Raw genomic sequence first — 18689 nt, forward strand, 5'->3', positions numbered from 1 at the left:
AATACCAAGTGAAAAAACCATCTCGTCAAATTCAAGGCAAAAGTGCTCTTGCGGTAACGCCACTACATCGCAAGTGAAGCTAAAAGCGGTACGCTTCCGGTCTGAACAAAGTTTTTTCAAAGCTGCTTTTCTATTCACGCTTGCCGTTTATGCGCTTGTGAAGAACCAAGCAGAGACGGGGTTAAACACCCGTACTAACAACAAAAAATTATTGGGAATGATTTAAATATGCGCATCCTAGACATACGCGAAGCGGCGTTACCAATGCGAAGCGATCTGCGAAACTCAGTATTCTCTTTCTCTGAGATGACAGTTTCGATCGTTGCTGTTTTGACTGACAAGACTGTTGAGGGGGTACCGGTTATCGGATATGCTTTCAACTCAATTGGTCGGTATGCATGTGGCGACGCCATGCGTTCCCGCTTCATACCTAGACTACTACAGGCCGCACCAGAAACATTACTTGATAAAGATAGCTGGCTTGATCCAGCGAAAGCATTAGCATGCATGCTGGTCGGTGAAAAATGTGGCGGAGATGCGGGCCGGGCAGTTCCTATAGGTACAATAGAAACTGCCCTTTGGGATGCAGTAGCAAAAGCTCGACGCCTTCCATTATCTGAACTTATCTCTCAGTCTTGGCGGCAACGCCCTATGGAAGCTCGAGTACCATGCTATGTTGGTGGTGGATGGTACCGTCCTGACAGCAAGCCGGGAGACGTGACCGAAGAGCTTCAACGTCATTTGGATGCAGGCTACACCCATATGAAGATCAAAGTTGGTGGCCTATCGCTTGCTGAGGATATTGGCCGCGTAGAAGAAGCCTTAAAGCTTTTAGGTAACCCGCAGCGGCTAGCAGTTGATGCCAATGGCCGCTTTTCGACTAGCGAAGCACTGGAGTATGCAGAAGCCCTTGCCCCATTCAACCTGCGCTGGTTCGAAGAACCATGCCACCCAAATGATTTCGAGGCATCAGCTGCAATCTCGGCTGCCTATCCAGGCGCACTTGCCACTGGTGAAAACCTCTTCAGCACCCAAGACGTACGAAATCAGATACGCTTTGGCCGCTGGCGCAAGGATCGCGACTATTTACAAATGGATCCACCGCAAATCTATGGCGTTGGTACATATGCAAATCTTGTCACTGAACTTGCCGCGGAAGGATGGGACTACAGCCGACACTTCCCTCATGGTGGCAACCAAATGTCTCTCGCTCTAGTGGCTGGCCTCGGACTTGGTAGCTGCGAATCTTATCCAGGATTTTTTGGAGCTTTCGGCGGTTACGCCGATGATTGTGACATGTTCGACGGCTGGATGACCACTCCGCAGCGCCCCGGCATCGGTTTCGAGGGCCAGAGTAAATTATACACTCTGATGCGTGAAGTGTCAGCAGATTGGAACTGATAACCATAATCCAAAAAAACTGGGGCATGCTTGCAATAGCGCCGTCTCTAGGGCTTCAGAAAAATAGATATTAATTAAAGGAACTATGGAATGAACCATAAGAATCAAAACCCGACAGAAACTGACTCTGCCTTATCGGCTGACATGCCAGAACCTGTTTACGCAGATGGCATGCGCATCCTGTGGGATGCGCCGATTCCAATGAGCGATGGTGTTATCCTGCGTGCAGATATCTTCCTTCCAGTAAAGGCAGGCCGTTATGCTGCCCTTATTTCCTACGGCGCATACGGGAAGGGTGTACCAATGCAGGTGGGCTATAAAAGCCAATATGACCGTATGGTAAAAGCCTACCCTGAGATCGCCGAAGGCTCCACGAACAAATATATGAATTGGGAGGTTGTCGACCCTGAAAAATGGGTTCCAGATGATTTTATTTGTATCCGTGTTGATAGTCGCGGTGCAGGACGCTCACCAGGCGTTCTTGACCCAACTTCAGAACAGGAAACAAAAGACATATACGACTGCATTGAATGGACCGCAACACAACCATGGAGCAATGGTAAGGTTGGGATGAACGGCATTTCTTATTATGCAACCAATCAACTGAAAGTTGCCGCGCTGCGCCCTCCACACCTTGCGGCGATTTGCGTCTGGGAAGGTTTCGTTGACAGTTACCGGGACGCCGCAAGGCACGGCGGTATCCTATCCCAGTTTGGAGCCGGATGGTTTGGCCGCCAAGTGCTAAAGATTCAGCACGGATATGGTGAACGTGGAATGCGGAACCCGAATAATGGCGAATTGGTCAGCGGGCCAGAAACTCTATCAGACGAGGAACTTGAGAAAAACCGCGCTACACCAATGACTGACGCCGTCCTAAATCATCCACTAGACGACGAATTTTATGCACCGCGTAAGCCAGACGTCAGCCGCATAGAAGTGCCACTGCTATCAGCGGCCAACTGGGGTGGCATGGGCGTTCACCCTCGGGGAAATTTCGAGGGTTATCTTGATGCTGGCACCAACCAGAAGTGGCTTGAAGTACACGGGGATAGTCACTTTAGCCCTTTTTACCGTAATGAAGGCCTTGCCCTTCAGAAGCGCTTCCTTGGCCATTTCTTACAAGGTAGAGACACGGGCTGGGACCGCCAGCCACCAGTACAATTGCAGATTCGGCGCCCCGGTGAGCATTTCACGATCCGCGACGAACACGAATGGCCACTCGCACGAACCCAGTGGACAAAATACTTTCTAAATTCAGAAACGTGCACTCTGGATACCTCACCAACTACCGGAACAAGCATCACATACAGCACTACCGATGACGGCATCACCTTTACGCTACCGCCTACAGATAAAGAAGTAGAAATCACTGGCCCTGTAGCAGCCAGACTGGTTGTATCATCACAAACGACTGATGCAGATATTTTTCTAGCGCTACGCTTGTTTGCACCTGACGGCAAAGAGGTTTTGTTTATTGGCTCTAACGATCCACGCGTTCCAATTGGCTTGGGCTGGCTACGCGCCTCACACCGAAAGTTAGACGAGGATAAATCACTTCCGTATAGGCCATACCACACGCACGATGAACAACAGCCACTCATACCTGGTGAACCTGTCGTGCTCGACATCGAAATTCTACCAACCTGTATCGTAGTTCCGCCCGGATATACATTGGCTTTGAACATTCGAGGCTGTGACTACGACCACGGTTTAGGAGACACTGATTTTAAGGACCAGCCTTATCCAATGACCGGTGTTGGTCCCTTCCGCCATGAGGACCCAAGGGACCGACCTCCAGAAATATTTGGTGGGGAAAATACTCTTCATTTTGATGAGGGTAACGAGCCATTCCTTCTTCTGCCGATTATTCCTTCCTCAGACGCATAATCGTAGGCGTCGCAGTCAGAGGCACAAAAGGGACATTTAACGGAAGAACAACATTGCAACGGCACCTCTGCAAGTGGTTGACGATTTAAGAAAACATCGGAGGGCGAAAATCGCCCTCTTTAATCCGGGGAGAACATTCAATGACGCAAAACACCAGTCAATTCGTTCCGCAAAGCTTTACAAGCCTCGACAGAATTATGTGGATTACACCAGACCGGCTTTTTTATGCCGGCTTATTAGGAGCGCCATGTAAACAAGCTCATGGCGCTATCGTTGCTCACGTCGCTATTGATGGTTTACTGCACATAAGATTGGATGGTGGGGAATGGCAAAAGACCGAAGTTGCAATTATCCAGCCCCAAACCCCCTATGAAATTTCTTGCGAAGGGCGTCATGTGCTTAATGTCCTGATCGAACCTGAAACGGTTGACATGAACAAACTACCTCCCTTTCTCCAAGGCTATGGCGCCATATACGCTCCAGAATTTGCCACTCATGTCCGCAAAGTGCACAGCCAGATTATTGCGAACCACGGTACAATTAATCTGCACCCAACCGACTTCGATTTGGCTTTTTTTAGCAAACCGTTGCCCCCACGCGCGCTTGACCAGCGTATTGCAAGTGTACTGGAAAACATCAGAGATAATCCATCTGATGCAATCGCGGCTACAGAATATGCTTCGCAAGCGAACTTATCATTCTCTCGGTTTTTGCATTTATTCAAAGAACAGGTTGGCCTGCCCTTTCGCAAGGTCAGAACATGGAAACGCGCGCGCAGCCTACTACATCATGTGCACACTGACATAAACCTCGTATATGTTGCACTAGACATTGGTTACCCTGACTCAACGCACTTCAGTCACTCGATACGCCAGGTTTACGGCCTGACACCAAGAGACATCATCGCAGGCTCAAGAAAACTGCGCGTTATTGCACACGCACCGTAAGGTTGCGTGACGTCTTTATATAAGCCGATCACGCCAGCCAGTTTGCGCAAGACACCCCCGTTCACACCGAGCAAAATGGCTACCTTGATCAACGTCATATGAAATGAGTTTACAGTGTTCAAAGATTTATTTGTCTCACCGTGCCAACGTATTTCATCGGAATTTTGTATGCCGTTACCGAATGCCTAAATTATTCAGGGCCTTCATCTAACAGCCTAAAACAAGAGTAACTAATCCATGATTGAGCTTCCCCCCATTCCGCACTATTTCAGCAGCGAACATGAACAGTACCGCTCATCTCTTCGCGAATTTGTTAATCGTGAGATCGTTCCGTTCGTTAATGACTGGGACGAAGCCGAGACATTCCCGCGTGACCTCTACCGAAAATTCGGAGACTTAGGCGCTCTCGGCATCGGATACGAAGAGCATCTTGGGGGTACACCTTCAGATATTTTCTTTCATCTTATTACATCTGAAGAAGTTGCACGGGCAGGCTGTGGCGGATTATCCGCGTCCCTCCTATCTCACACAATAGGCTTACCGCCAGTTGCAGCTTATGGCAGCGATGCGCTCAAAGAACGAGTGGTACCGTCTGTATTGTCAGGTGAAAAAATTGCAGCGCTCGCCGTTACAGAACCAGGCGGTGGCTCTGACGTTGCATCCCTGAAATGCACCGCTTTTCGCGATGGTGAATATTATGTACTTAACGGCGAAAAAACCTTTATCACTTCAGGTATGCGGGCGGATTTCATTACCGTAGCCGCACGCACAAACAAAGGATCAAAAGGAGCTGGTGGCGTCTCTGCTCTTCTTGTTGAAGCTAATACACCCGGCTTGACCCGTACACCACTGAAAAAAATGGGGTGGTGGTGCTCCGATACTGCCCACCTGCACTTCGAAAACGTGCGCGTACCGGTTAGCAATCTTCTTGGTGTCGAGCATGAGGGTTTTAAAGTTTTCATGAAGAACTTCAACAGCGAGCGTTTATCCATGTCTGCTGCCGCATGCGCCTATGCACAGGCGTGTTTTGACGAGGCCTTGGAGTGGGCACAAGAGAGAGTAACTTTCGGAAAATCATTATCCCAGCACCAGGTCATACGGCATAAACTTGTAGATATGGCATTGCAAGTCAACTCAGCGCGTACCTTCATCTATGAACTTGCATGGCAGCTTGAGCACAAACACGGCAATCCAGACCTTCTGGTTGCACGGACCTGCATGGCAAAAATACTCTCGACACGGGCCATGCAATTCTGTGCCGACCAAGCAGTCCAGATCCTTGGGGGTATGGGTTATATGCGTGGTACTCGTTCCGAGCGTATCTACCGCGAGGCAAAAGTAATGATCATTGGTGGCGGCTCTGAAGAAGTCTTGAAAGACCTCACTGCTCGTCAATTAGGCATCTGAGGTTATACCTATGAATAAGCTTGCGGCCGACCTGATGGCAGAATACAGCAACTTGGCAAACCTATGTGAAACTTTGTCTGCTGAGCAGTGGAGTCAACACACGGATTTCTACGGGTGGACACCATGGGACGAAATCGCCCACCTATTGTTCTTTGATGAAGCCGCTTTGTGGGCGATAAATGATGTTGCACGCTTCGGAGTAGAAACGGCTGACCTCGGACGTGAGATCGCTGCCGGAGAAGAGATGAGCGGCATCACTCGTCGCCGTTATAACCATCTGGCAGGTCCAAAACTTTTAGCACTATGGCGCCAACGGCACGAGAAACTGGTTGCTACCCTTAGGGATCTTGACCCCAAAACTCGCGTGCCATGGTATGGCCCTTCTATGAGTGCTCGATCTTTTGCAACCGCGCGGCTAATGGAAACATGGGCACATGGGCAGGACATTTGGGATATGCTTGGGCAAGAACGGACGTCAAATTCTGGTCTAAAACATATCACACATCTAGGCGTGACAACTTATACTTGGACCTTTATCAACCGAAAGCTCGTAGTGCCAGAACCTGTACCTTACGTGAACTTGCAAGCACCTAACGGAGAACAATGGGCGTGGGGTGAGCCATCGGAACAAAATTATGTGCAAGGTCCGGCCCTTGATTTCGCCCTACTCGTTACACAGCGCCGTAATCGTGAAGACACAAAGCTGACATGGGCAGGAGACGCAGCTGACCAATGGACACAGTTTGCTCAATGTTTCGCTGGAGAACCCGCAGACAGCCCGCCAGCTGGCGTGCGTGTCTCACACACCTAAGTATGGTGGCACGTTTGAACGGCGTCGAGTTAACCTTAGAGCTTGCACCTCACATTGCCCCACTGCTGGCTCAGCGCACTAAAAACCTGGCAGAATATACACCCGCCGACCTCACTTTTGGTAACCTCTGGCTTTTTCGCCGTGAACACCAATGGCGCTGGCATGACGGATCTTGGCCATATATTAGCGGGCTAAGCTACGACAGGCAAAGCATTGCTTTGCCTTTGTTCGACCTGAAACATGCGCCAATAGACATCATTCGTACTCTTATAGCCAATCATGGCCCCCTCTTTCCTTTATGCCGGCATGAAATAGGTACAGTGGGCAATACAGGATTTGAGCTGACAAATAACCGCGATGACGCAGACTACATTTATCAAGCACAAGCTTTCCGCACTTATAAAGGACGCGCACTACGCAAAAAGGCAAACTTAATGGCACAGCTGATTTCAGCCCATACTATTGAAGTAAAACCCTATGGCACCCACATGCGCCATATCGCTCTCAGCGTACTCAATGACTGGATGCAGGAAAAGGGCAAAGCGCACGGCGATGCTGACGAAGATGCCTGTAAAGACGCCCTAAATCTGGCACCTGAACTCAGGCTACAGGGGTTTCTATACCTTGCAGATAAACAACCCGCAGGCTTTTTACTTGCCGAGCCATTGCAGGAAGGCGTCTGGGCAATCAGATTTGCAAAGGGTTTGGCGCGCTTTAAGGGTATTTCTCAGTACATGTTCCACCACTTCGCTTGCCAGGATAAGGCTGAAGACGGCTTTGTCGTGAACTGGCTAAACTTTGAGCAGGATCTTGGGTTAGCTAACTTCCGGCACACGAAAACAAGCTATCGTCCAGCTTTTTTACTTCCTAAATGGCGCCTTTTTTCATCTACGTAGTCATCTGGTTCAACACGGTGCCTTTACATTCTATCAGCCACTTCACACAAGACCCCTAAATCAAGCTGGCTTAGGCTCAAGCAATATCACAGCAAACGAGATCAGAACCAACTAGTCATGCCTCATATCGAATCTACCATCTCCACGTCTTCCGAGACTTTTAAGACTAACCGTGACCATATGCGTGGTCTCATTGAGCAGGTGCGTGTTTACGAAGGCCGCACACAATCAAAGTCTGCCGCCTCACGCGAACGCTTTGAAAAACGCCAGCAGTTGTTGCCTCGCGAGCGCCTATCACTCTTACTTGACCCTGGTGCACCGTTTGTCGAGCTATCCACTCTCGCAGGTCTAGGGCTTGACACCACTGATCTCGACAAAAGTGTTCCTGGAGGAGGTGTTATTGCTGGCATTGGCATCGTAAGCGGTACCCGCTGCATGGTCTGCGCTAGCGATTCTGGTATTGACGCGGGTGCCTTACAACCAATGGGGCTAGAAAAACAGCTTCGGGCACAAGAGATAGCGCTGGAAAACAAGCTGCCCTATATCCAGTTGGTAGAAAGCGCAGGGGCTAACCTCATGCAGTACCGTGTTGAAGCATTTGTGCACGCCGGTAATGTGTTTCGCAATCTGGCGCGGCTATCGGCAGCCGGATTACCTGTTGTGACCGTGACACACGGTTCATCGACCGCAGGCGGTGCTTATCAAACCGGTTTGTCAGATTATATCATTATGGTTCGTGGTCGGTCGCGCGCCTTTCTCGCTGGGCCACCTCTTCTCAAAGCAGCAACCGGTGAAATAGCAACTGAAGAAGAGCTGGGTGGCGCCGTTATGCATGCCTCTATATCAGGCTTAGGCGATTATCTCGCGGAAGATGACCGTGACGCTCTGCGCATCACACGAGAAATTGTAGAGCAACTTGATTGGAACCGTAGTATCCCAGAGGAGAAACCACGAACATATAAGCTCCCCCGTTACGATTCCGAAGAACTAATAGGCCTCATGCCTGCTGATTACAAAAGACCAATAGACATGCGTGAAGTCATTGCTCGCATTGCTGATGATTCTGAATTTCTTGAATTTGGTGCAGAATATGGTAGCGCCACCATCTGCGGCCACTTCAAGATTGAGGGTTTTTCTGTTGGCGTTATCACCAACAATGGACCAATTGATCCGGCGGGCTCATCAAAAGCTGTACATTTCATTCAGGCTTGTTGTCAGTCCCGTACCCCGATCCTGTATTTGAACAATATCACAGGTTTTATGGTCGGCCGCTCTTATGAAGAAGCAGGTATCATCAAGCATGGATCTAAAATGATCCAAGCGGTAACCAATGCAACGGTGCCACAGATCACAATTTACTGCGGCGCATCATATGGAGCCGGAAACTATGCAATGTGTGGCCGTGGCTTCCATCCGCGTTTCTGCTTCAGTTGGCCTAATTCAAAGACAGCCGTGATGGGGGGCGAACAAGCAGCAAAAACTATGCGCATCGTAAGCGAAGCCAATATGCGCCGTAAAGGACAAGTAGACGAGGCCAAACTTGACGCAATGTCAGCACGCATCGTCGACCTCTTTGACAGCCAGATGAGTGTTTTCACAACTAGCGCTCACTTATTGGACGACGGTGTGATTCACCCTCGTGATACCCGTGCTGTACTGGCAAATATACTTGCCGTTTGTCGTGAAGCCGAGATTCGCAAGCCACAAGCTATGCAATTCTCTGTCGCCCGCCCGTAATCGATTCCATAACAAATTTGGCTAATTCTATGAATGCTTCAACTCCCTTTACCAAGATTTTGATCGCTAACCGAGGCGAGATTGCGTTACGAATCATCCGCAGCGCACGGGCGCTCGGCTACCGAACGGTCGCCGTGTATTCCACTGCCGATGCCCAAGCAGCTCATGTTCTTGCCGCAGACCAAGCAGTATGCGTTGGTGAACCACTGCCTGCGCAGTCTTACCTGCGTATTGAGGCTATCATTGAGGCAGCACAGATCAGCGGCGCTGATGCAGTTCATCCTGGCTACGGCTTTCTAGCAGAGAATGAAGACTTTGCCACCGCTTGCCGTGCTGCAGGCCTGGTCTTTATCGGCCCCTCACCAGAATCGATTCGTGCAATGGGCGACAAAGCTGGCGGCAAACGTTTAATGATTGATGCCGGAGTTCCTTGCATACCTGGCTATCAGGGTGATGATCAGAGTGAAGCGCATTTATTCGCAGAAGCCAATCGCATTGGTTATCCTGTGATGATTAAAGCCACGGCAGGGGGCGGTGGTCGGGGTATGCGATTAGTCACATCAAGTGCTGAATTCGTCGACATGCTTCGAAGTGCTCAATCAGAAGCCAAAAACGCTTTTGGTGATGCCACAGTTATACTAGAACGGGCAATTCTTGAACCACGCCATATTGAAATCCAAATCTTTGCTGACCGACATGGCAATGCAGTACATTTAGGTGAACGCGACTGTTCTGTTCAGCGTCGCCACCAAAAAGTGATCGAGGAAGCTCCATCACCAGCAGTCAATGCGGAACTACGTGCGTCCATGGGCGCCACTGCCGTAACTGCCGCCAAGGCCATATCCTATGAAGGCGCGGGAACACTGGAATTTCTACTAGACAGTGCAGGCAATTACTACTTCATGGAAATGAACACACGGTTACAAGTAGAGCACCCTGTAACCGAAGCTATCACAGGCCTGGACTTAGTCGAGTGGCAATTACGCGTAGCCGCTGGTGAGGCTCTTCCCCTCACTCAGGACGATATCTGTTTCTCAGGCCATGCCATGGAAGTTCGTTTATGTGCTGAAGATGTACGCGCCGGCTTTATGCCTCAGAGCGGCACGATGCGGCGCTGGGACATCCCTCACGACCTGCGAGTAGAACATGGTTTAAACTCAGGCACATCAATTCCGCCATTCTACGATTCAATGATTGCCAAGCTGATCACGCACGGTAAAACACGTGACGAAGCCCGTCGCCGCTTAATACAAGGTGTAGAAGATACAGTAGCACTAGGTGTAAAAACAAACCAAGAGTTCTTAACGCGCTGCCTATCGCACCCGGTCTTTGCTAAAGACGGGGCCACTACGGCCTTCATCGCACAACATGAAAAAGATCTTGTTCCAGCTGATGAAAAAGCAACCAAACGTGCAGTTATTGTTGGTGCTTGGTTACTCCACGAAACACATGCACACGTTCGACAAAATGTGAGCGACCGTAGCCTGGCCCACGCGTTACCACTTGGCATGCATTTCGCCCTTGACGATACTCCGCATGTTGTAAATATTTCCCAGGTTCAACCGCGTCTTTTCAAGGTCTCTCTAGAAGGGGAGGAACATGAAATAACTGCGGTTTCTCTATGCCAAACGGAGGCTCGTTTTGTTCTCGACGGTGTGATGGAAAGTGTAGCCTATGACCGAGATGGCTCTAGCCTCTGGATACTTCTTGCAGGCCGGCCATATGCGCTGGAAGATCATACCCGTGCAGTAGCTTCACGCCAAGATAACGGTGATAGTGATGGGCGAGTTAGGGCCTCTATGAATGGCCGGATTGTAGCACTGATGGCGGCCGTAGGCGACAAGGTACAACTTGGCCAGCCTCTTCTAACACTTGAAGCAATGAAAATGGAACATGTGCATACCGCACCCGTCGAAGGCGTTATCACAGAAATAATGGCTAGCGTCGACGATCAAGTCAAAGCTCACAGCGTGGTCATCGAAATCTTACCAGATGAAACAAAAGGAGGCTCAAAGTGAGCGATTGGCAAGGGACCAAAGCAGAGGTTATTCATGAAAAGCGCGAACGGTCATTTTGGATCATCATAAATCGTCCAGAAAAGCGAAATGCCATTAATGACGGTGTCATCTCCGGTATTCGCGCAGGTATCCACGCAGCACAAAACGACCCTGAAATCCGGGTTATCGTCATAACAGCAGTTGGTGAAAAGGCTTTTTGCGCCGGCGCTGACCTACAACCCGGTAAAGGATTTGTATTCGACTTCTCTCGCCCCAGCAATGACTATGCCGATTTACTACGTGAAACCCAAAATGCAACCTTACCAATCGTAGCTAGGATCAATGGTACCTGTATGGCCGGGGGCATGGGCCTGTTATGCATGGCGGACTTGGCTGTGTCCGCTGATCATGCACTGTTTGGGTTGCCTGAAGTAAAAGTAGGCGTGTTCCCAATGCAAGTCCTTAGCCTTCTCAAAGACCAGATTCCTATGCGAATTATGCGTGAATGGGCACTCACAGGTGAGCCCTTCTCTGCCGAGGATGCACGTCAATTTGGGCTGGTCAATCACGTTGTTCCACAATCAGACCTTGATAGCAAAACAGAATGGCTGATTAATCGACTTGCAGACAAATCACCAACAGCAATACGGCGGGGTAAATATGCTATACGTGCTATTTCTGCCATGTCATTTGATCAAGCTATTGCGTACACAGAGAGTCAAATTGCCCTACTACCCATGACGGAAGATGCTCGCGAAGGAATAGCGGCTTTCCAAGAGAAACGCAGACCAAATTGGACAGGGCGCTAAAACAAACTTCTAATAATCCACCTATGTACACCAAGCTTAATTCCATGAGAGTCATGAATGCACTTTGGGTTATTAGAAACAACTTTATATTAGAATTTTAATGAGCTTGGTAAAGTGAACCTACTGTCTTGGTTGAGACCATTCTACAAAATCACCCAAGTACGCTTGGATGGTGGCATTGAACTATGAGGATGACCGGGATACGGTGCGCCTGAATGAAGGCGTACTTCACGACACATCCTTTGCGAAGTACGCCGTTGCCTTTTTTAGAAGGTCGCGCTCCTCAGTGACACGCAACAGCTCAGCCTTCAACCGGCAGACCTCCATTCTATCAGCAGTCTCCTGCTTGGATTCTTTGGCAGGCTTATGGAATTGACGCTTCCAGTCATCAAGGGACTTCGTGCAAACCCCCGAGACGCTCTGCAACCTCTTTAACCTAATAACCTCGGTCAGTGATTTGTGATACAGCATCACGCTTGAATTCTTCTGTATAACGAACACCTATCGGCACAATCTATAAACTCCTTGCTCCCATTTTATAAAGCGCAAGGTGTCTACAAATCTAGGGGCATCTCATTCTGACATGGTCTGACAGTTACCGACAATCGAGACAATCTAGATGGAACTTAATGGCCTGTTATAAAAGCTTCCTCTTATTTCCAGCCACAAACGCATCCACCTCTTCATTAGTACCATATAGAATGACCGTCATATAGGCTAACCAACCCAGCATTTTCACACCAAGGAAACGTTTGTCATTCCCTGAGTTTAATGACTCTGTGGAATGAGCAAGGCTGGCACGCAGCACCCCATATCTATATCTAGGTTTTTTGTTCGTTTCTTTAGCTTTCAACCTTATATTTATAAACTCCTGCTTGCGGCCCGACATCCAATACCTATATGCCTCTTGTTCAAGGCTCTCCGTAGAGTCTTCTCCCCGTTTTGCCAGCGGTTTTCCTTTCATGCTCCAGAACACAGACGGAATAGCATCCTGATCAAAATTCAATATTGCCGACAGGTCCTCCCGGGTTGTTATCCGCAGATAATGCTTGCTGGCAGTGAAAGCTTTCAAGACTGCCATAGCCTGCTTAACGATAGCTTTGCGAGGACGCTTCTTCTGGCACTTATTGCGTAAGATATTCGAAACTTTAATCGCCAATCTTAAAACGTCTGGGCTGTTATGAAGGTCTGGTATCAAAACTTCCTGAATTGCATTCTGAGGTGTATCCTCTGAGCCTGCCTTATCGCCGATAAATTTTGCGCCGCCCTTTTTCGTTTTCACAGCTGCGAGCTTCCTACACCGATACACAATGCCCTCAAGGTCTTCTTCTACAACTGGGTACTGTAGAGCTATACCCGCTATGCTCTGTCCTGCCTCCAACTTTTGAAGAGCGCCCGCGAGAATAAGATATGTCTCTGGGAGATCAAAGGTCAGGTTTGGCTGACACTTCCGCCCCGCAGTGCCAAGGATCCGCTTTTCTTCTCGGCCAAAACGAACCCGCTCATGCACTCGCTTCACAAGCGTGGTCATAGTAGCTTGATAGCCTTCTCGGAGCTTTTTAGCCCGTAAATTACCAAATCGCTTAAGAGATAGTTGTAAACTTTCTTTATCCCATATAGCGCGCCCTAGCTTCCGATGAACCGTTTCCATAACCAAATGCAGATAGGTTTGTGCTGATGTTGCGGGGCTTGCATGCCCAAGCCCTTTCGTCATCTGCCAGAGGGCATCTCTCACTAGGTCATCGCCCATCATCCAATACCTTCTGACGGACGCAAGCTTTTGCGCATCATAACCTGTGAGTTTATGGGCGAGTTCATGCTCTTTCGACAATATTGTCCAAGTGTATGTTGCACACGAATGACGTAGTGAATGGAAGACCACCTCTTCATTACCAGTCGATTGTCTCAGGGCACCTCCGAGCTTTTGACTGACAACAATTTGGTCCAGGGGGATATTCTCACCGTCAAGCCCAAACAAAAGCGCACCCCGTCCATTATCTAAGCCGAGCTTGTGATAATAGTGCTTCAACAACTCCAGTTCATCAGCAGTAAAGAGTACCGACAGCTCAAGCCTGCGAAGAGCATTGTCAGATTTGTTGGACCCATGCCTGCTCCCGCGAACATACACTGTCCACCCTGACTTGGGGTCTATATCCCGAAACCGAAATTTTAGAATTTCTCCGATCCTAAGGCCACACCGAAAACCAAAAATCAGGATTAGTTTGAGCTGAGTTTGATAAATCTCAGGCTCTTCCAGCGTCTCGATAGCTTCGAGCACATTATACACATGCCGGTGATCCAAAATAGATGTCCGAACAAAGGTTAAAGACTTACTCACCTGAAGAAATTTAGTGAGCTTAATATTTATATCCCACCCGTAGTTTTCCACACCAAATTGATGCAGCCAGCGTAATCGAGCAATATGGACTTGCTTCGGTTTAGTGGAGAGCATTTGATATGATCCTAGACTTTGGAGTTATTACATGTCTTCACATCGAGTATTGTTTACAAAAGAATTTAAGGAAGAAGCAGTTCGTCTTGCGTTAACGAGTGATCGTCAGCGACAGGATATTGCCTCAGATTTGGGCATAGGTAAATCCACTCTTTGCCGCTGGGTTAGCCAGCATCGTCATTCAGTCCAGCCGGATGCTGTTTCAGATGACAAGGATAAGGAGCTTGCCCTTCTGCGACGGGAAGTTCAACTTCTGAAGGCAGAACGCGATTTATTAAAAAAGGCTACAGCTCTTTTCGCCCGGGAAAGTCGGTGAGGTTTTCCCTTATTGATGCGAAGAGGGCCTGTCTGCCTGTTGAGCGTGCCTGTTTGTTGCTGAATGTCAGTATGAGTGGTTATTATGCCTGGAAGAAGAGGTCTGTCAGCAAGCGACAGCGCGATGATATGGTGTTGCTTGTCCATATACGCAGCTATTTTCGCCAGTCAAACGATACGTATGGCAGTCCCCGTATGGCAGCAGAGTTGCAAGCATGTGGGTTTTCTGTTGGCCGTCGGCGTGTTGCCCGTCTGATGAAAGAGACTGGCCTGCAAGCCAGACAAAAAAGGCGGTTCAAATGCACAACAGATAGCCATCATGATAATCCCGTGTTTCCTAACTTGCTGGAGCAAGATTTTACAGCTTCTGCGCCAGACAGGAAATGGGGTGTTGATATCAGTTATATCTGGACAATGGAAGGTTGGCTCTATCTGGCAGTTGTCATTGACCTTTATGCCCGTCGTGTTGTTGGCTGGGCCACAAGCAACAGGCTAAAAAAGGAGCTGGCCCTTGAAGCTCTGGACAAGGCTTTCATCCTCAGACAACCGCCTCCCGGCCTGATCCATCACAGCGACAGGGGCAGTCAATATTGCTCATACGAGTATCGCAAGCGTCTGAAAAAATACCGTATGACCGGCTCTATGTCAGCCAAGGGAAATTGCTATGATAATGCCGTGGTGGAGACATTCTTTAAAACCATTAAAACTGAACTTGTCTGGCGCACAAGTTTTGCAACACGAAAGGAAGCTACAAATATGATTGCACACTATATCGGTGATTTCTATAATCCCAGACGCCGTCATTCGACATTGGGATACTTAAGCCCCATTCAGTTCGAAAAAAGGGCCGCTTAAAACTGAAAATGCTCTCCACTAAACCGAAGCAAGTCCACTTTCCACCTTGCTACTTTTGAGAGAGCAATTTTTAGCGGCATATCACTAAGAGGTGGCTGTTTATCCAAACAGGGATTAATGGGTTTGATACTAAGTTCCTCCAGCACTTTTTCCATAACCTCTGAAGCTTTTTTCTGCAAAATAGGCGACAGGCAAGAAAATCTATCATCTACTTCTTTCTCACCTTCCAGATGACCAGCGAACCCCGGAAACTGGTCGGCAGGAAGCAGACAAGCGAGTTTCGTTAACGTAAAATGGCGTGCCCAGTTTGCCGGTATGGTCCAAAAACTCGAGGTGAGTTTTTTCAGATTGCGCGTGCTGAGGGGTTCACGTTTACCATCCTTACTAATGAGGAAAAACAGTGGAGCTGTCCCGACCAAGCTTTCTTTTAACATTGAAGCGAGGCCCGGATAAGGCACCTCTGCAGCAAGCAAAAAGTTTTGCAGATAGTTTAGATAAAACTCAAGTTGGTCACTCGTCGAAGTCGATAAGACTAGCGGCCGTGAGGTTTTGTCTTCGACAAACAATACCCCTCCCTTCAGATCAAAATGTAACACTGTTTTTAAAGCGGTTACATTATGGCGGTGTGCAGTTGAGAGCTGTATATAGATCCACACCATATAAGCTATCTCATTATGCACGCTGATATAATTGTCGACTGGCTTTCCGAGAACACTTTGAAGCGGCTTGACCAGATCAGAATATATCTTAGACAGGGACCTTTCATTCACTGTTAGTGCTGATCCAACTATAACGGATGATGTCGCAGGTATTTCCTTGGCGTCAAATCCTAATTGGACTTGCTTCGGTTTAGTGGAGAGCATTTTCAGTTTTAAGCGGCCCTTTTTTCGAACTGAATGGGGCTTAAGTATCCCAATGTCGAATGACGGCGTCTGGGATTATAGAAATCACCGATATAGTGTGCAATCATATTTGTAGCTTCCTTTCGTGTTGCAAAACTTGTGCGCCAGACAAGTTCAGTTTTAATGGTTTTAAAGAATGTCTCCACCACGGCATTATCATAGCAATTTCCCTTGGCTGACATAGAGCCGGTCATACGGTATTTTTTCAGACGCTTGCGATACTCGTATGAGCAATATTGACTGCCCCTGTCGCTGTGATGGATCAGGCCGGGAGGCGGTTGTCTGAGGATGAAAGCCTTGTCCAGAGCTTCAAGGGCCAGCTCCTTTTTTAGCCTGTTGCTTGTGGCCCAGCCAACAACACGACGGGCATAAAGGTCAATGACAACTGCCAGATAGAGCCAACCTTCCATTGTCCAGATATAACTGATATCAACACCCCATTTCCTGTCTGGCGCAGAAGCTGTAAAATCTTGCTCCAGCAAGTTAGGAAACACGGGATTATCATGATGGCTATCTGTTGTGCATTTGAACCGCCTTTTTTGTCTGGCTTGCAGGCCAGTCTCTTTCATCAGACGGGCAACACGCCGACGGCCAACAGAAAACCCACATGCTTGCAACTCTGCTGCCATACGGGGACTGCCATACGTATCGTTTGACTGGCGAAAATAGCTGCGTATATGGACAAGCAACACCATATCATCGCGCTGTCGCTTGCTGACAGACCTCTTCTTCCAGGCATAATAACCACTCATACTGACATTCAGCAACAAACAGGCACGCTCAACAGGCAGACAGGCCCTCTTCGCATCAATAAGGGAAAACCTCACCGACTTTCCCGGGCGAAAAGAGCTGTAGCCTTTTTTAATAAATCGCGTTCTGCCTTCAGAAGTTGAACTTCCCGTCGCAGAAGGGCAAGCTCCTTATCCTTGTCATCTGAAACAGCATCCGGCTGGACTGAATGACGATGCTGGCTAACCCAGCGGCAAAGAGTGGATTTACCTATGCCCAAATCTGAGGCAATATCCTGTCGCTGACGATCACTCGTTAACGCAAGACGAACTGCTTCTTCCTTAAATTCTTTTGTAAACAATACTCGATGTGAAGACATGTAATAACTCCAAAGTCTAGGATCATATCAAATGCTCTCCACTAAACCGAAGCAAGTCCACAGGTGTTTTGTGAGGGCTCTGGGAATTGGCTGTGAAAAATAAGTCGTCTTGATGACATTCACCAAAACACTCAGGGAATTTGCACCGACTGTGTTCTCCATATTATCTCTGATGATATCAGGTCTGTAACATAACCACGCTTCATCATCTTGGATCACCCACCACTCATTTGCTTCTGAGTTCTCCTTAAACCCGATCTCAATTAAAGGCTCCAGAGAGCGCCCGGTTAGAAGGGATATAGTTGCAAGGAAAGCTAAGCACCACTCCTCAGAACCGGCTGGCATATCCTCAAGGGCGCGGAGGCTCTTTTCCAGAAAAGCCTTATTCTCAGGCATGCCTTGGGCATTGAAGTTCGCACTTAAAGTGCGTTCTTTCAGAACTACCTTTCGTGCTATTTCAGCATTCGATTGAGTTTTCTTTTTGGTATTAGCCATCAGCTTAATCCGAGTTGAAACTGGTGCTTCTCATCATCCACAGCACCATTCGCCACTTTTTTCCGCCGAACTTTGGAAGCATTAGAGGCCCCTGATGCATCAGCCTTCTTACTTGTTAATTTCGTCGCTGGCTTAACAAGCGGATCCCCGAACAAATCTTCTCTGATTGGTTTGCTGTCCACTGCCAATCGCTCAACGTGGGTCGGAAAACTCTCCACCTTAATTTTGGGTCTGGGGCTTATGATTAGGCCTGCGCCTTGATTTTTGGCGTGCGTCTGCCTGATATTTAACTCTCGACAAACCTTCATAAAACTAAACGCCTGGCCGATTTGCATCCAAAACCGCGAGGTGACTTCCTCGTCCGTCAAATCCTGCACAGAAGCTTTTATGTCCAGATTATCAAAGAGTGCTTGCCTATAATGTTCAACGAGCACTACTACAAACGGACATACCAAATAATATACATTTTGCGCATCGCCCCGCACCACAGTAATAGAGCTGGCCGTCAGATAGCTTTGGGCCCGTTCAAGCTTTCCAGCGATGAATTTTGGATAACTGGAGATTGCCAAAAACTGTGCATCAATCTTCTGAAGCAGAACTGGATGCGTACGCACAGCTATATTTTTTCGCGATAAATTTACAGTTGCCATTTCACGCCTCCATCTTTGTG

General features: G+C 48.4%; 15 protein-coding genes. 10 read left to right on the forward strand and 5 right to left on the reverse strand.

What is annotated here, in order from left to right; genetic code table 11:
- The first annotated feature begins 228 nt into the window (after positions 1 to 228).
- From ICL80_RS01505 to ICL80_RS01545, 9 genes are all read left to right on the forward strand, one after another.
- Positions 229 to 1401: an enolase C-terminal domain-like protein gene (locus tag ICL80_RS01505; RefSeq protein ID WP_194214375.1), complete on the forward strand. Its 1173-nt coding sequence runs from the start codon at positions 229 to 231 to the stop codon at positions 1399 to 1401.
- A 90-nt stretch (positions 1402 to 1491) separates the two neighbouring features.
- Entirely contained in the window at positions 1492 to 3288 is a 1797-nt protein-coding gene (locus tag ICL80_RS01510) for a CocE/NonD family hydrolase (RefSeq protein WP_228073740.1), read from the forward strand.
- A gap of 140 nt (positions 3289 to 3428) precedes the next feature.
- Positions 3429 to 4235, forward strand: a complete 807-nt coding sequence (locus tag ICL80_RS01515) for a helix-turn-helix transcriptional regulator (RefSeq protein ID WP_228073741.1) — start codon at positions 3429 to 3431, stop codon at positions 4233 to 4235.
- A gap of 240 nt (positions 4236 to 4475) precedes the next feature.
- Positions 4476 to 5642 carry an acyl-CoA dehydrogenase family protein gene (locus ICL80_RS01520; protein ID WP_194215724.1) on the forward strand — a complete coding sequence of 389 codons (1167 nt, stop codon included), beginning with the start codon at positions 4476 to 4478 and terminating at the stop codon, positions 5640 to 5642.
- 10 nt (positions 5643 to 5652) lie between these two features.
- Positions 5653 to 6453 carry a TIGR03084 family metal-binding protein gene (locus ICL80_RS01525; RefSeq protein WP_194214376.1) on the forward strand — a complete coding sequence of 267 codons (801 nt, stop codon included), beginning with the start codon at positions 5653 to 5655 and terminating at the stop codon, positions 6451 to 6453.
- A gap of 14 nt (positions 6454 to 6467) precedes the next feature.
- The gene (locus ICL80_RS01530; protein ID WP_194214377.1) at positions 6468 to 7349 is read left to right on the forward strand and encodes a phosphatidylglycerol lysyltransferase domain-containing protein; all 882 of its coding nucleotides are present in this window, start codon (positions 6468 to 6470) and stop codon (positions 7347 to 7349) included.
- A 117-nt stretch (positions 7350 to 7466) separates the two neighbouring features.
- Positions 7467 to 9086, forward strand: a complete 1620-nt coding sequence (locus tag ICL80_RS01535; protein WP_194214378.1) for an acyl-CoA carboxylase subunit beta — start codon at positions 7467 to 7469, stop codon at positions 9084 to 9086.
- A gap of 29 nt (positions 9087 to 9115) precedes the next feature.
- Positions 9116 to 11104, forward strand: a complete 1989-nt coding sequence (locus ICL80_RS01540; RefSeq protein ID WP_194214379.1) for an acetyl-CoA carboxylase biotin carboxylase subunit — start codon at positions 9116 to 9118, stop codon at positions 11102 to 11104.
- Positions 11101 to 11892 carry an enoyl-CoA hydratase/isomerase family protein gene (locus tag ICL80_RS01545; protein WP_194214380.1) on the forward strand — a complete coding sequence of 264 codons (792 nt, stop codon included), beginning with the start codon at positions 11101 to 11103 and terminating at the stop codon, positions 11890 to 11892. The genes ICL80_RS01540 and ICL80_RS01545 overlap by 4 nt, the downstream gene beginning before the upstream one ends.
- Before the next feature lie 637 nt (positions 11893 to 12529).
- Here ICL80_RS01545 and ICL80_RS01550 read toward each other — a convergent pair.
- Positions 12530 to 14344 carry a site-specific integrase gene (locus ICL80_RS01550; protein ID WP_194214381.1) on the reverse strand — a complete coding sequence of 605 codons (1815 nt, stop codon included), beginning with the start codon at positions 14342 to 14344 and terminating at the stop codon, positions 12530 to 12532.
- 31 nt (positions 14345 to 14375) lie between these two features.
- Here ICL80_RS01550 and ICL80_RS01555 point away from each other — a divergent pair.
- Positions 14376 to 15514, forward strand: a protein-coding gene (locus tag ICL80_RS01555) for an IS3 family transposase (RefSeq protein ID WP_392389792.1) whose coding sequence is annotated in 2 segments (ribosomal slippage) — positions 14376 to 14646 and positions 14646 to 15514 — 1140 coding nt in all. Because the reading frame shifts where the segments join, the coding sequence is not laid out codon by codon here.
- Here the strand turns inward: ICL80_RS01555 and ICL80_RS01560 are convergent.
- The 4 genes from ICL80_RS01560 to ICL80_RS01575 form a co-directional block, all read right to left on the reverse strand.
- Positions 15511 to 16377, reverse strand: a complete 867-nt coding sequence (locus ICL80_RS01560) for a hypothetical protein (RefSeq protein WP_194214382.1) — start codon at positions 16375 to 16377, stop codon at positions 15511 to 15513. The genes ICL80_RS01555 and ICL80_RS01560 overlap by 4 nt on opposite strands.
- A gap of 8 nt (positions 16378 to 16385) precedes the next feature.
- Positions 16386 to 17524 (reverse strand): IS3 family transposase gene (locus ICL80_RS01565; RefSeq protein WP_392389792.1). Its coding sequence is split into 2 segments (ribosomal slippage): positions 16386 to 17254 and positions 17254 to 17524, totalling 1140 coding nucleotides; the frame shifts between segments, so codons are not numbered across the junction.
- Between the two features lie 27 nt (positions 17525 to 17551).
- Positions 17552 to 18019 carry a hypothetical protein gene (locus ICL80_RS01570; RefSeq protein ID WP_194214383.1) on the reverse strand — a complete coding sequence of 156 codons (468 nt, stop codon included), beginning with the start codon at positions 18017 to 18019 and terminating at the stop codon, positions 17552 to 17554.
- On the reverse strand, positions 18019 to 18669 hold the full coding sequence (locus ICL80_RS01575; RefSeq protein WP_194214384.1) for a hypothetical protein: 651 nt from the start codon (positions 18667 to 18669) through the stop codon (positions 18019 to 18021). The genes ICL80_RS01570 and ICL80_RS01575 overlap by 1 nt, the downstream gene beginning before the upstream one ends.
- Between the last annotated feature and the right edge of the window lie 20 nt (positions 18670 to 18689).

The sequence above is a fragment of the Kordiimonas pumila genome (assembly GCF_015240255.1).
GTDB lineage: Bacteria > Pseudomonadota > Alphaproteobacteria > Sphingomonadales > Kordiimonadaceae > Kordiimonas > Kordiimonas pumila.

What these genes read in the sequence shown, in the direction of transcription:
- ICL80_RS01505 (WP_194214375.1), top strand. Translation starts at nt 229, where the DNA reads ATGCGCATCCTAGACATACGCGAAGCGGCGTTACCAATGCGAAGCGAT.
- ICL80_RS01510 (WP_228073740.1), top strand. Translation starts at nt 1,492, where the DNA reads ATGAACCATAAGAATCAAAACCCGACAGAAACTGACTCTGCCTTATCG.
- ICL80_RS01515 (WP_228073741.1), top strand. Translation starts at nt 3,429, where the DNA reads ATGACGCAAAACACCAGTCAATTCGTTCCGCAAAGCTTTACAAGCCTC.
- ICL80_RS01525 (WP_194214376.1), top strand. Translation starts at nt 5,653, where the DNA reads ATGAATAAGCTTGCGGCCGACCTGATGGCAGAATACAGCAACTTGGCA.
- ICL80_RS01535 (WP_194214378.1), top strand. Translation starts at nt 7,467, where the DNA reads ATGCCTCATATCGAATCTACCATCTCCACGTCTTCCGAGACTTTTAAG.
- ICL80_RS01540 (WP_194214379.1), top strand. Translation starts at nt 9,116, where the DNA reads ATGAATGCTTCAACTCCCTTTACCAAGATTTTGATCGCTAACCGAGGC.
- ICL80_RS01550 (WP_194214381.1), bottom strand. Translation starts at nt 14,344, where the DNA reads ATGCTCTCCACTAAACCGAAGCAAGTCCATATTGCTCGATTACGCTGG.
- ICL80_RS01560 (WP_194214382.1), bottom strand. Translation starts at nt 16,377, where the DNA reads ATGCTCTCCACTAAACCGAAGCAAGTCCAATTAGGATTTGACGCCAAG.
- ICL80_RS01570 (WP_194214383.1), bottom strand. Translation starts at nt 18,019, where the DNA reads ATGGCTAATACCAAAAAGAAAACTCAATCGAATGCTGAAATAGCACGA.
- ICL80_RS01575 (WP_194214384.1), bottom strand. Translation starts at nt 18,669, where the DNA reads ATGGCAACTGTAAATTTATCGCGAAAAAATATAGCTGTGCGTACGCAT.